This window comes from Streptomyces tailanensis (assembly GCF_008386495.1).
GTDB lineage: Bacteria > Actinomycetota > Actinomycetes > Streptomycetales > Streptomycetaceae > Streptomyces > Streptomyces tailanensis.
This window is the reverse complement of record NZ_VTHJ01000014.1, coordinates 150617-163849: the sequence shown is the minus strand read 5'-3', so window position 1 is coordinate 163849 and position 13233 is coordinate 150617. Positions and strand designations below refer to the sequence as shown.

At 69.1% G+C, this 13233-nt stretch carries 11 protein-coding genes; 3 read left to right on the top strand and 8 right to left on the bottom strand.

Translation table 11 applies throughout. The annotated features are described in order from the left end of the window. The first annotated feature begins 207 nt into the window (after nt 1–207). The gene (locus F3T56_RS14325) at nt 208–828 is read left to right on the top strand and encodes a DUF4383 domain-containing protein (protein WP_149825555.1); all 621 of its coding nucleotides are present in this window, start codon (nt 208–210) and stop codon (nt 826–828) included. Nucleotides 829–853: 25 nt separating this feature from the next. Here F3T56_RS14325 and F3T56_RS14320 read toward each other — a convergent pair whose 3' ends face one another. From F3T56_RS14320 to F3T56_RS14310, 3 genes are all read right to left on the bottom strand, one after another. Then, a complete protein-coding gene (locus F3T56_RS14320) occupies nt 854–1990 on the bottom strand; it encodes an amidase domain-containing protein (protein ID WP_149825554.1) in 1137 nt (378 codons plus the stop codon). Nucleotides 1991–2099: 109 nt separating this feature from the next. Continuing rightward, nucleotides 2100–3392 carry a polysaccharide deacetylase family protein gene (locus F3T56_RS14315; protein WP_149825553.1) on the bottom strand — a complete coding sequence of 431 codons (1293 nt, stop codon included), beginning with the start codon at nt 3390–3392 and terminating at the stop codon, nt 2100–2102. Between the two features lie 48 nt (nt 3393–3440). After that, nucleotides 3441–5567, bottom strand: coding sequence for a transglycosylase domain-containing protein (locus F3T56_RS14310; RefSeq protein ID WP_149825600.1), 2127 nt, complete (start codon nt 5565–5567; stop codon nt 3441–3443). A 412-nt stretch (nt 5568–5979) separates the two neighbouring features. On the opposite strand from F3T56_RS14310, the gene F3T56_RS14305 reads away from it, so the two are divergent. Then, nucleotides 5980–6207 (top strand): FmdB family zinc ribbon protein, encoded by a 228-nt coding sequence (locus F3T56_RS14305; RefSeq protein WP_149825552.1) that lies wholly within the window; start codon nt 5980–5982, stop codon nt 6205–6207. Between the two features lie 39 nt (nt 6208–6246). On the opposite strand, the gene F3T56_RS14300 is transcribed toward F3T56_RS14305, so the two are convergent. From F3T56_RS14300 to F3T56_RS14285, 4 genes are all read right to left on the bottom strand, one after another. Further along, on the bottom strand, nt 6247–6639 hold the full coding sequence (locus F3T56_RS14300; RefSeq protein WP_149825551.1) for a hypothetical protein: 393 nt from the start codon (nt 6637–6639) through the stop codon (nt 6247–6249). A 190-nt stretch (nt 6640–6829) separates the two neighbouring features. Continuing rightward, nucleotides 6830–7651, bottom strand: coding sequence for an HAD family hydrolase (locus tag F3T56_RS14295; RefSeq protein WP_149825550.1), 822 nt, complete (start codon nt 7649–7651; stop codon nt 6830–6832). A 23-nt stretch (nt 7652–7674) separates the two neighbouring features. Continuing rightward, a complete protein-coding gene (locus F3T56_RS14290) occupies nt 7675–10215 on the bottom strand; it encodes a phosphoribosyltransferase (protein WP_149825549.1) in 2541 nt (846 codons plus the stop codon). A gap of 90 nt (nt 10216–10305) precedes the next feature. Continuing rightward, the gene (locus tag F3T56_RS14285) at nt 10306–11472 is read right to left on the bottom strand and encodes an HpcH/HpaI aldolase/citrate lyase family protein (protein ID WP_149825548.1); all 1167 of its coding nucleotides are present in this window, start codon (nt 11470–11472) and stop codon (nt 10306–10308) included. A gap of 231 nt (nt 11473–11703) precedes the next feature. Between F3T56_RS14285 and F3T56_RS14280 the strand changes: the two genes are divergently transcribed. Further along, nucleotides 11704–12480 carry a TerD family protein gene (locus F3T56_RS14280; RefSeq protein WP_149825547.1) on the top strand — a complete coding sequence of 259 codons (777 nt, stop codon included), beginning with the start codon at nt 11704–11706 and terminating at the stop codon, nt 12478–12480. Nucleotides 12481–12516: 36 nt separating this feature from the next. On the opposite strand, the gene F3T56_RS14275 is transcribed toward F3T56_RS14280, so the two are convergent. Next, nucleotides 12517–13233, bottom strand: a 717-nt coding sequence (locus F3T56_RS14275) for a TerD family protein (RefSeq protein ID WP_149825599.1), incomplete at its 5' end; no start/stop codon positions are given.

The window sequence follows — 13233 nt, the reverse complement described above, 5'->3', positions numbered from 1 at the left end:
GGGGGGGGGGGGGGATTTTTTCGCCCCCGCCGCCCTTACCCGTCCCATCCCTGGGGGCTGCGCCCCCAGACCCCCGCCTGTCGCCCTTCGGGCTCGTCCTCGAACGCCGGACGGGCTGATTGGTGCACGGCTGGGTTGCCGGTGCCCGTCCCCCGGGCGGATCCTTGAGTGGTACGCAGGCCTCCGTTCATGCCTGAGGAGGCGGACATGGCCACACATGCCACGCATTCGCCGCGGTCGAGGGGGCGGCACGCGGCTCCCCGACGGCGGATCAGGATCGATGAGCACCTTCCCGTCGACCATCGCCTCAACAGGGTCTACCGGGTCGGAGCGGGCCTGATGGGTCTGTTCCTGCTGGTCTTCGGGATCCTGGGGCTCATCGACAAGGTCGGCTGGTTCGACACCCGCGGGGACGAGGTCGTGGGGCTGAGTACCAACGGCGCGCTGAGTGTCCTGTCGATCGCGGTGGGGCTGCTGCTGCTCGTCGGCATGGTGATCGGCGGCAACTTCGCCTCCACGCTGAACATGACGCTGGGCGTCCTGTTCATCCTCAGCGGCTTCGGCAACATGGCCCTGCTGGACACCGAGTCCAACTTCCTGGCGTTCCGCATCCAGAACGTGCTGTTCAGCTTTGTCGTCGGCATCCTGCTGATGACGTTCGGGATGTACGGCAGAGTCGGCTCGGCGCTGCCGCACGACAACCCGTACTGGCGGGCCCGGCACCCGGAGGAGGCCGAACGCGAGAAGCGGCGCGAGGCCGCGGTGGGGACGGTGAAGATGAAGCGGGCCGACGCCCACCCCGAAAACGATGGGGAGGGCGCCGAGTGAGGCTCGTGTACGTCGCGGCCTGGGATCAGGTGCGGTACGCGTAGTAGTTCGCGCGCGGGTACGAGGCGATGATGCTCGCGACCGAACGGCGGTAGGTGTCCGCGTCGTGGTACGTCAGGTACGGGACGCCGCTGGAGCTGCGGTAGGTCGTCATCATGGAGTGGTCCTTGGACCCGTCCGCGTCGAAGTCGACCTGGAGCACGTCACCGATGTCCATCTGGTAGACGTTCGCGAGCGCGGTGGTCCGCTTGGCGGTCTGGGTGAACCAGGACCACTCGTTGACGCCGATCCAGGCGTCGGCCGTACCGTTCGAGGCGTAGTACCAGGTGTCGTACTCCTCGGGCGTGACCGTGGAGATCTGCTTCCAGCCGCCGGCCAGGAGGCCCTGGCTGAGGTAGTTGGTGCAGTCGCCGCCGGCCGCGTTGTACTTGCGGTACGCCGGGTTGTAGTTCTTCCAGTACTTCTCGGTGTACGTCGCCATCGCCCTGTAGTCGTACTTGCCGCCCGTGATGGTCTTCGGGTTGGCGGGGGCGGGGCGGGTCGTGGCGGCCTTGGGGGCGCTGATGACGGCCATCGGCGAGCGGGAGGGCCCGGCGTCCGCCGTGGCCACGGGCTCGTTGATGCGGGGGGCGCCGCCGTCGGTGGAGCGCATCGCCGTCAGCTGCCAGGTGCCGTTCGGCTGGGCGGTGAAGGTCAGTACGTGGTGCGCCTCGAAGCCCGTGGAGGCGGGCTCGTCGCCGCGTATCTTCTTGTACTTCAGGGTCGTGGTCTCGGTGACCTTGACCGTGGCCTTCTTGCCCTTGACCTTGGCGCTGTCGACGGTGACGCCGGTGGTGGCCGAGGTGTAGGCCTCCCCCAGGTCGGCGAGACGGGACTTGGTGACCTTGAGGGCGGACAGCTTGCCGTCCTCGGCCTTCTTCCGGTCGGCGGAGAGCTTGACGCCGCCGGTGGGCTTCAGCGACTTGCGGGCGGCCTTGCTGCCGAGCAGGACGGCCGTGCGGTCGGTGAGCACGTTGTCGGCGACGCGGCCGAAGGCGTCCTTGGTCGCCTTCGTGACCTTGGGTGGCGCCGCGGCGTGCGCGGTGGTGACGGGAAGCAGTGCGGCGGCCAGCGCGGCTGCCGCGAGGGTCGAGCTGCCGAGGCTCAACGTCCTTGATCTCACTGGGATTCTCCTTGACCTCGGGGTGGTCGTACCCGGGCAGCGAATCTTTACATGACCTCCTCAAGTGGAGTAAGGCCAGGGGGAATAACAAGTCAGCGACGTGGGCAGACTATTCGACCACTGTCGACCAGTCCGACGGCGCCTGCGCGGGGTCCAGGGCGCGGAGGTTCGCCAGGGTCTCCGGCTTCTGTACGTCCATCCAGTCGGCCAGTTCGTCGAAGGACACGCACTTGACGTCCTTCTTGGTGCACACGTTCTTGATCACCTCGTCGACGGCGTTCATGTAGATGCCGCCGTTCCACTGCTCGAAGTGGTTGCCGATGAACAGGGGCGCCCGGCTGCCGTAGTAGACACGGTTGAAGCCGGCCATGTAGGTGTCGATGGTCTCCTGCTGCCACGTCGGGTACAGGGCCGGGTCACCCTCGGTCGAGCCGTTCGACTGGTTGTAGAGGAAGTTGAAGTCCATCGACAGGGCCTGGTAGTCGTCGTCGTACGGGAGCATCTGCAGCGGGAAGTCCCACATGCCGTTCTTCTTGCCGGGCCACACCTGGAAGCTGCCCGGGGAGCTGGCGTCGTAGCGGTAGCCGAACTCCTTGGCGGCCTTCATCAGGTTCTGCTGGCCCTCCAGGCAGGGGGCGCGGCCACCGGTTATGGCCTTGAGGTCGAAGGGCAGCGGGTCCATGTCCGTGTAGCCGGTGTTGGTCTTCCAGTTCTCCAGGAAGGAGTTGAACTCCTCGATCTCCTGCTTCCACTCCGCGACGCTCCACTCGCCGCCGCCCTTCGCCTCGCAGAAGTGGCCGTTGAAGTGGGTGCCTATCTCGTTGCCCTCCTTCCACGCCTTACCGAGCTGCTCGATGGTGGTGCGTATGTGCTCGTCGGTGGGGTAGCTGATCGCGGCGTCGCCCTTGTCGTGCTGCGGCGCGTCGTAGAGGGTCTTCTTGCTCTGGGGCAGCAGATAGATGCCGGTGAGGAAGAACGTCATGTGGGCGTCGTACTTCTTCGCCATCTCCCGGTAGTGCTGGAAGAGTTCGTCGTCGCCGGCCAGGGCGCCGTCCCAGGAGAAGACGACGAACTGCGGCGGCTTCTCGCCCGGCTTGAGCGGTTCGGCCTTCAACCGGCCTTTCTGCGGGCCGGTGTAGGAGGTCGAGCCATCCCCGATGATCTTCGTCTTGCCGTCCCACTTGGGTTCGGCGGTCTTGTCGGCGCTCCCCTTGTCGCTCCCGCCCCCGGCGGACGACGCGGTCGGCGTGGTACTGGCCGAACGATTCAGCACCATGTAGCCGCCGGCGAGCGAGGCGACGACGAGGAGCGCGGCCAGGGTCAGGAACTGCGGCCGGGTGGTGCGGCGGGGCGGACGGGCCTTGCGGCGGCGGCCCTTGGACGGCTTGCTGCCAGGAGTCATGTACGGCTCATTCTGCGAGGGTTGGCGGGTGCGGGTGCTCATCGGTGGTCAGCCGATACTCATCGCACTGGACCAGATGTCGTAGGGGACACCGGAGTTGGGCGTTCCGGCGATCCCGTCGAGCGGCAGCGGTTCCAGGCTCTTGCTCAGATCGATGCGGTAGACGACGACCGCGGTCGACACGTCCTGCGTCGTCCCGACGTACCAGGCCGCCTTGTCGTCCTGGGTGGTCCCGCCCTTGCCCGCCACCTCGAAGGAGGCGGCACCGGGCGAGGTGGGGTGGTCGGTGCGGAAGGCGTCCGTGAGCGCCTCGGTGACCTGCCGGGCCACCTCGCCGCCCACCGCGCGCTTCGGCTTCGGCGTGTTCAGGGCCACCTTGGAGCCGTTGTGGGTGATCTTCCGCACTGAGTACGGCTCGGTGTGCTCGCCCAGCGCGGCGAACGTGCTGTAGCCGCTGGCCATCCGGATCGCGCTGGGCGTGGCGCTGCCCACGGACAGCGCGGGCACCTGCGCCCCGAGGCTGGAGGAGAGCAGTCCGGCCGCCTCGGCGGTGTCGCGCACGGTGTCCAGGCCGGTGTCCATGCCGAGCTGCATGAAGGGTGTGTTCACCGAGTTGGCCAGCGCGTCGTGCAGGGTGATCTGCCCCCAGGACTTGTTGCCGTCGTTGTGCGATCTGACCTTGTCGCCGCCGCGATCCCAGTACGGCCCCTCGGGTGTGGTCACCGGGATGTCGTCGTTGCCGTCGTAGACCGTCTGCGGGGTGACAGGTGTCGGCTCGCCGCCGCGTTCCTTGACGACGCCGTGCTCCAGGGCGGCGGCGTAGACGAACGGCAGGAAGGCCGAACCGGACGGGACGGTGGTCGCGTTCGACTCGTTGAAGCCCTGTCTACGGTGGTCAGGGCCGCCGTAGACGGCGAGGATCCGCCCGTCGGCGGCGACCGACGAAGCGCCGAAGTGCGCGGTCTCCGCCTTCTTCGGGGCGTCCTCCTTGACCTCCTTGCGCGCCTTGGTGACGGCGTCGGTCAGCTCGGTCTGGCGGCTCTTGTCGAAGGTCGTGTAGATCTGGTAGCCGCCCATGTCGAACTCCTGGTCGGAGATGTTCGCGGCCTTCTTCACGTACTGGGCCGCCAGTTCGACCAGGTAGTCGCTCTGCTTGCCGGTGTCGTACTGGTTGGACTGGTGGAGCGGCTCGGGGAACTTGGTGTACTTGGCGCGCTCGGACTCGGAGAGCTTCCCGATGGACACCATCCGGTCCAGGATCCACTCCCACCGCTCCACGGCCCGGTCGCGGTTGGCCTGGCTGAGGGAGGGGTCGTAGAGGCCCGCGCCCTTGAGGAGGGAGGCGAGGACGGCGGCCTCGCTGACGTTCAGGTCGCTGACGTCCTTGCCGTAGTACGCCTGGGCGGCCCGCTGGATGCCGTAGGTGCCGCGGCCGAACCAGCTGGTGTTGAGGTAGGCCTCCAGGATCTTGTCCTTGCTCATCTTGTTGTCGAGCTTGAGCGCGATCATCGCCTCGTCGAACTTGCGGCCCAGCGAGCGGTCCTGGGACAGGTACACGTTCTTGACGTACTGCTGGGTGATCGTCGAGCCGCCCTGCGTATCGCCCTCACCGACGGTGCGCACCAGCGCGCGGGTGATGCCGCTGACGGAGATGCCGGGGTCGGAGTAGAAGCTCGCGTTCTCCGCCGCGAGGACCGCCCAGCGCACGTCCTCGGGGACGTCCTTCAGCGGCATCGCCTGCCGCCGCACCCAGCCGGTACGGGCCATGGGGGTGCCGTCGGACCAGAAGTACACGTTGTCCTGCTGGGTGGCGAAGGTGTTGAGGTCGTCCGGTATGTCGGTGGTGGCGTAGGCGATGGTGAGGAACATGCTACTGATCCCGAAGGCCGCGCCCCCGACCCCCAGCCACTGCCGCCAGGACGGCAGCCAGCGGCGCCAGTCGGTACGGCCCGGACGCGGGTACCGCGGACGCATCCGGCGGAGGAAGGGGACGAACGGGGCGAGGCGCGCGCCGACGACGGCGAGAAATCTGGCTCGAACAGACGGCCTGGGCGCCTTGCGCCGCCCCCGCCCGCCCGGCTTCGGCTCCTCCTCGCGGCCGTCGAGCACACCCGGCTCCAACACCCGCAGCTGCATCGTCTCGTCCGCCGGGGCGACCGGGATCTTCAACTGCATGGTGAGGTCGGACTCCGAGGGCACCTCCTGAGGTTCCTCCCGGCTAGCCACGGCGGGCTCCCCCGCACCGGCGACCCGAGCGATGCGCAGCAACGATTCGGCAGTGCGCGGCAACCTTTCGCCCGTGCCCGGCGACTATTCGACCGGGACATCTGGCTCCCGATCGGCACAGGACAGCGATCATGGCCGTCCCCCCTCCCCACTTGGCATCGCCCGTGTGAACAGTCGCAGCCGCCACTCACGCGACTACGAGCCCCCTGTTCCCCCGGCCTTCCGGCCTCCACACAGCGACCACAAATTATCAGTCACTTTCACAACTGCTCCGGTCAGCAGCGTGAAAATTTGGCCAGTGTAATCCAACAGTCGAAAGCGGAACGACAGCCACCGCACGCCCCCCGGCTAACCTGTCCGTATGCCTCGTTACGAGTACCGCTGCCGGACCTGCGGCGACACCTTCGAACTCAGCCGCCCCATGGCCGAGTCGTCCGCCCCCGCGGACTGCCCCTCGGGCCACCCGGACACGGTCAAGCTCCTGTCGACGGTCGCGGTCGGCGGCTCGGCCACCGCGCCCGCATCCGCGCCCCGGGCGGGCGGAGGCGGTGGTGGTGGCGGGTGCTGCGGCGGCGGCTGCTGCGGTTGATCAACACACTTCGATCAACGGCTGTGGGCCGATGCGCGTTCAGTCGGGTTTGCCACCTCGGCGAGCGGTCCACCAGTCCGTGAGGACCCGCGCCCTGTCGTCGAAGCGGCGGTCCAGGAGGGACGTCGGCGCGCGCAGCGGTATCCGGCGCCCGTCGGACACCGAGACGACGACCGTCCGGACCCCGACAGTCCTGCGGACCTCCAGGCCGGTGACGTCTCTCCACTCGATCTCGCGCCGCCCGGCCCCCCGGATGACAAGTCGGCTGTCGGTGAGTTCGACGCCGTATGACGGGGACAGCAGCGGCAGGACCGCGTTCGCGAGCAAGGCCGCCGAGACGCACGACCACAGCTCCCCCGCCGTCATTCGCTCACCGGTGACCGCCAGGAGCACGTACACCAGCGCGGTACCGACCAGCAGGCCGCCCAGCACGGGCGCGGCGACCTGCGCCGGCCCCGGCCGGAAGACCAGCTGCGCTTCCCGAGGAGGGCCGGCACGAAAGGGACGCGGGGCTGTGACATCCGCGGCTCCGCCGCGTGGACGCGACAAGCCACGACGAACCCTCAGCCCGTAACGCACAACACGCCCCTCCCCCTGACCGGCACCGACACCGGAACCCCGCTCAACCCTCCCGCGAGGCTTTCAAAAACTCCCTGAGAATCCGTTCCCCGGCAAGAACCCCCCGCTCCGCCAGCGCGGTAACCGCCGGCCCACCCCACCCCACGTCCGCCAACTCCCCATGCCCAGGCCGCCACGCCCGATCCGCCGCGAGCAACAGATCCGCGTCCAGCAACGAATCCCCCGCGGCCACCGTCAACTCAACCCCCGTCCGCCGCGCAACCTCCCGCATGGCCGCCGACTTGGTGAGCGGCTTCGGCACGGCGTACAGCTTCCGTCCCTGGAGGGACACCGTCCACCCCCGGTTCTCGGCCCAAACAGCCAGATCCTTCACCCACTCCTCGGGCAGCGACTCCCGCTCGACGACGAGGTAGACGAACAGATCCTCCGCGACCCGATGCTTGCGCACCCAGGCCGGATCGGCGGTGGCCGCCAGATGATCCCGCACCTCACTCAAGGGCGCGCACTCGGAGGCGAGCCGGGCGAGCACCCCCTCATGCCACGCCGCATCGGTGACCCCGTCCACCAACAGATGCCCACCATTCGCGCAGATCGCGTACTTCGGCGCGGGCCCTGGCAGATTGATCCGCTGGTACTGCTTACGCGTCCGGGTGGTCGTCGGTACGAACACCGCCGCGTCCCCGAGTTCGGTCAGCAGCCCCGCCGCCGTCTCGGTCATGTACGACAACGGCCGGCTCTCGTGCACCTCGACCGTGAGCAGCCGGGGCGCCCGCGCGTCCGGCATGGTCAGCGCGAGCGCGGCGGCCGAGTAGATGAGCGTGCGGTCGAGATCGCTGGCGACCAGCACGTGAGGCACCTGAGGCATGTGAGGTACCTGAGTCCCGGGCATCAGACAGCCACCGCCTTGCCGTCGGCGCCGGTCGCGCCCCGCGTGTACTGGGGGTGGATCAACCCCACGCAGGTGTACGGCAGTTCGGCCACCTCTTCCACCGGTACCCCTCTCTGTTCGGCGAGCAGACGTACATGGTCGAGGTCCGCGCCCGCGCCGGCCCGCGCGAGGATCTTCCACGGTACGCGGCGCAACAGCACCCGGGTGGTCTCGCCGACACCGGGCTTGACCAGGTTCACGTCGTGGATCCCGTACTCCTCGCTGATCCGCTCGACGGCCGCCCAGCCCTCCCAGGTGGGCGTACGGTCGGCGGAGAGCAGTTCCTTGGTACGGGAGTCCACCGCGTCCGCGACCCCGGCGAACCGGGCGGATATCGCGTCCAGGAAGTCCACGGACACATCGGCCCCGGCCAGCTCCCGGTAGAACTTCGCCCCGTGGAAGTCGTCCGGCCCCACCAGGTCCGACCGCAGCACGGTCCGCGAAATCAGCCCGGACACGGTCGAGTTGAGGCAGGCGGAGGGAATGAGGAAGTCCTCCCTGGTCCCGTACGTCCGCACGCAGGACCCCGGGTCGGCGAGCACGGCGATCTCCGGATCGAACCCGGTGATCCCCTCCGACGCCTCGAACTCCTCGATGGCCGCGGCGAGTTCACGAGTGATCGCTCCCTTCCCCGTCCAGCCGTCCACGAAGACGACATCGGCCGGGTCATGGTGAGCCGCCAGCCAGCGCAGTGCGTTGGCATCGATCCCGCGCCCACGCACGATCGACACGGCATAGTGCGGCAGCTCCACCCCGTGCCGGTACTGCGCCCACCGCCGCATGAGCACCCCCACGGGCGTACCGGCACGGGCGAGCGACACGATGACGGGCCGAGGCGACCGCTCGGCCAGCACGGTCTCGGTCACGACCCCCACAGCCAGGGCGATCCGATCGGAGGAGGCGTCGAGCGCACTGTGGAAAAGAGCCTGGTACTGCTCACTCGGCTGATACTCCACCGGCAACGACTCCGCGTAGTGCGCCCCACCACTCTGGATCGCCTCCTCCCGCTCCTCGGTCGGCGCCTCCAAGGTCACCTCCGAGAGATCCTGGAGCAGCCATCCGACCTCTTCCGGCGCGTAGGAGGAGAAGTCGGGGCCACGCAGGGGCTCGGACAGCATGGGGGACCTTTCGTGGCTGTGCGGGGGCAGGGACGACAACCCCGCCGCGTTCTTCATCACATACGGCGGCACGTACGACGGCACTACGGCGAGCAGCACGCTCGGCGTATGCGCGGCGAGCGTCGCCAGCAGGCCGTCACCGGCGTGCAGCGCGGCCGTGTCCGCCACCGAGTCGACGACGGCCACCACCGCGTCGAACCCGCCCCCGGCCACGTTGTACGCGTACCGCTCCCCCGGCCCGTCCGCGGGCTCGTCGTGCGCGGGGAAGACGATCCGGCTGCGTATCGCGTAGCCGGGGTCGTCCACCGCCAGCACAGGCGACCGCGTGGTCGTGGAGAACCGTATCTCCACCCCCGACACACCGCCCCCCACAACCCGCTCCAGCTCCCTCGCCAGGCACAACGGCGCGTACATCAGTTCCTCGAAGCCGAGCACCAGCACCCGCCGGGCCCCCGGCGGCAGGGCCTCGGCGAGACGGCCGGCCAGGTCGGGCAGCGCGGCCTCCAAACGCCTGCGATGCGCCGGCGTGAAGCCATGGCGCCCCCCGTCCGGCACCCCGGCCGGCCAGTCCAGCTCCACCCTGGTGACCCGCGGCGCCGCGCCTCCCGAGGCGGGCACCCCGGCCGCACCCTCGTACTCCGCGACCAGCGCCTGCCCCTTCTCCAGCACCCCCTCCGGCAGCCGCACCGTCCCCTTCGCCGCGGCGACGAGATTCACCCGCGCCCCGATCTCCCGCGCGAACTCGGCCAGCCGCCCCTGATCGGCCGCCGACCTCATGTCGACGAGCGCCACGACGACGTACCGGTCACGCGGATACCGCTCGTGCAGGGCGCGAATGGTGTTGAGGACCGTGTTCCCGGTGGAGAACTCGTCGTCGACGAGCACCAGCGGCCCCCGCCCCGCGAGCAGCGTCGGATCCTCCGGCAGCAGCAGATGCGAGGTCGCGTGGGAGTGGGACTCCTCGAAGCCACCGGCTTGTTCGACGCCCGCGACGGGCCGCCGGGTGGAGTGCAGGTAGGGCGCCTCGCCCACCCCGTCCGCGACCGAGTGCCCGAGCCCGGTGGCCGTCTCGGCGTATCCGAGGACGACGGCGTTCCGCGCCCCGGCGGCGCCGAGCAGTTCCCGCACCCGCCGTCCCAGCTCGAACCCGTGCCCGTACACGACGGCCGGCGACTGCGGCACATGCTTGCCGAGCACGTTCGACACCAGCAGATGCGCCCGCTTGGGGTTGCGCCGCAGCGCGAGCCCGAGCAGCCCGCTCAACTCCCCGTCCCCGACCAGCTCGATCCCGAGCCGCTCGGCGACCCAGGTCCCGGACCAGACCGGGGCGACGGGGCCGGTCGGGTCGGTCGTGTCGTTCGTGTCGTTCGCTGCGTTAATCATCGATTCCTTGTCGGTACGACGTAGGTACGGCATCGGTACGGCGTGAATGCGGGCGTGGGAGGTCAGGACTGTCAGGACTCGAACCGGATCTCAGTCGGGCAACCCCGCCGCCAACAGATCCACGAACCCGATGTCCTCCCGGGCCACACCGAAGACCTCGGCCCGCTGCAGAACCCTCTCCGCCCAGGCCCGATGCGGCTTGACCTCGTTCATCTTGTTGCGGGAGGCGGAGCGCAGGACTCCACCGCCGCCCCGCTCGGGCCGCAGGATGTCCTGGGCGTCGCCGTACTCCTCGTGGCTGACCACGGACAGCGCGTGCACCGGCAGCACGTGCGAGGGGTGGATGCAGGTCTTGCCGAGCAGCCCGTTGGCGTGGTCGAGGGAGATCTCCCGGAGCAGGCCGTCCAGGGCGTGCTCGATGAGCGACTCGCGCAGGTCCACGGCCCGGTTCGCGAGGAAGGGGCTGGTGCGCAGCTGCGGCTTGAACATCCGCTCCTGGACCCGGAAGTACTCCCACACCGGCCCGGTCACGGTGAACCCGGTCCCGTCCGCGCGCCCCAGCACGTTCACCACGTCCGCGATCACGGAGGCGACGATCTGGACGTCGTACGCGGTCATGTCCGGCGGCCGGCGCAGCGCGTACGAGGAGCAGAAGTCGGTGACGCCGAGGCGCAGGGCGAGGACACGGTCGCGGTACTTGTCGACGGTGTGGGCGATGCCCTGGAGGGCGTCTACGCGCGTCTCGCGATACATCAGCTCGGGCGATTCCAGTACGGGCATCGCGAACAGCCGCCGCCCGCTAGCCGCCTCGGCCGCGGTGAGCGCCTCCAGGAAGGCGATACCGCGATCCTCGGTGAACTTCGGCAGTACGAATCCGGACAGACGCCGCACGGCGGGGCCGAGGCGCCGTACAAGGTCGGGTATCTGCTCCGGGAAGCGGACCCGGATGAACAGCAGCGGAAGCTCGACATCCGGCCGTCCGGCGAGGTCGGTGAACTGCCCGACCAGGTTCTCCTCGGCGCCGACGACCTCCGCGTCGTCGATCGAGTCCTCCAGGCACAGCACCATGGAGACGACTCCGCGCCCGACCTGCTTGACGATGTCGTCGGCCAGCCGCTCCCGGGTCGCAGGGCTGTAGAGCGTGGCGCCGAGGGCGGCGGCGAGCACGCGGGCCGGGGAGTCGGCGTCGAACTCACCCGGCTCCCGGTGGAAGAGGCGCTGACGCTCCTCAGGGGCGATATGCCCGAAATGACGCATGTGGTTCCCCCGTGGCTGCTAGGCGGCCGTCGCGATGGTGGCCGGTAATAGTACGTACAAATGTGTGACATCAGTTCCCGCCGGGCGTGAAGATCTGGTAACCCGGCCATGTCGGGCACTCGACGGTTCCACAGACGTTCCGCAGGTCCACAGACCGTTCCGCCGACGCGTCACCGGCGGTTCCTCGCCCCCGCGTTGTCGTGATCAGGACCGAGAGGGCAGGATGACGGCATGACGCACGCGATGCTGAAGGGGTCGAACGTCCCGATCGAAGCCACGGCGGTCCGCGCCGTGCTGCGCTGGGCGCCCGGACAGGGTGCCCCGGAAGTCGACGCCTCGGCGCTGCTCCTCGGCCTCGACGGACGCGTACGGTCCGACGAGGACTTCGTCTTCTACAACCAGCCGCGCCATCCCTCGGGCACGGTGTGGCGGCTCGGCAAGAAGCGGGTCGCCGAGGGCCTCACCGACACGATCCAGACCGATCTCGCGGGTGTCGAGTCCGCCGTCGGCCAGATTCTCCTCGTGGCCTCCGCCGACGACGTCACCTTCGATCGCGTACGGTCCCTGCGCATCCTGATCTACGACGCCACGGTCGCCGACGCCGAGCCGCTGGCCTACTTCGACATCAGGCCCGAGACCGGCGAGGAGACCGCCCTCATCTGCGGCGAGCTCTACCGCCGCGGCGGCGGCTGGAAGTTCCGCGCGCTCGGCGAGGGCTACACCAACGGCCTCCAGGGCCTCGCCGTGGACTACGGCATCTCGGTCGACGAGTCGGAAGCGGCGGCGACCACCACCCAGACCCCGGCCCCGGAAGTCTCGGCCCCGCTTCCCCCGGAGCAGCCCGCCACCGGAGTCCCGTCCCAACCGGCGTACGGCTACCCCCCGGCGGCCCCCACGCACCAGCCGTCCCAGCCGGCCTACGGCTACCCGCACCCGGCCACAGCAGCGGCAGCCCTGGACCCCAACTTCCGCCTGCCCCCGCAGGGCCCACAGTTCATCGGCCGCTGAGGGACTTGTAACCGGGGGCACTTTCAGGGTCAGGCGTCAGCGATCCGCCTTGCTCTTATATCCCCGCCCCCACTGCAACCCCCACCCATACAACCGATCAAGCTCAGCCTGGAAGCCGTACACGAACTTCACTTCCCGGCGCACAACGATCTCGCCCTTGACGTTCTCGATCAGAACCACCGCGCACGACCGCGCCTGCGAGTGCCGCTCGTCCAGACCTATCTCGATCCGCGGCCCATTGCTGGGGTACAGCGTGACGACGGCGTGCGTACGGTCGAACGCCGGCGTCTGGTCGTAGATGTAGACGAAGACGAGCATCCGCTTGAAGTCGTCCCGGTGGTCGAGGTTGATGTACATCGTCTCGCCGGACCCCGACCCGAACCGGTCGTCGCCGCTGAGCCGCATGTACGGCGGGTCGTTGATGTCGCCGAGGAAGCCGCCCAGCGGCTGGACGACCCCCTTGGTCCCGTCGGCCAGCTCGTACAGGCACCCGAGGTCGAGGTCGACGTTGACCATGGACTGGCTGTGCGCCTGCACGGGCTCCGGCTTCAGCGCCTGGAACGGATGCCGCAGCACACTCTGCCGTTTGGGCCCGCTGATGTCGGACGTCCGCATCCGCCAGGACAGGTTGACCCGCAGATGCCCTGCGGCGGCGTTCTGCTTGCTGAGCGACACCTTCTGGTGCCGTTTGGTCAGCTCGATCGCGTTGGTCGCCGCGCTGCCCGCGTCGAACTCCGAGGCCCGTCCGCGCCA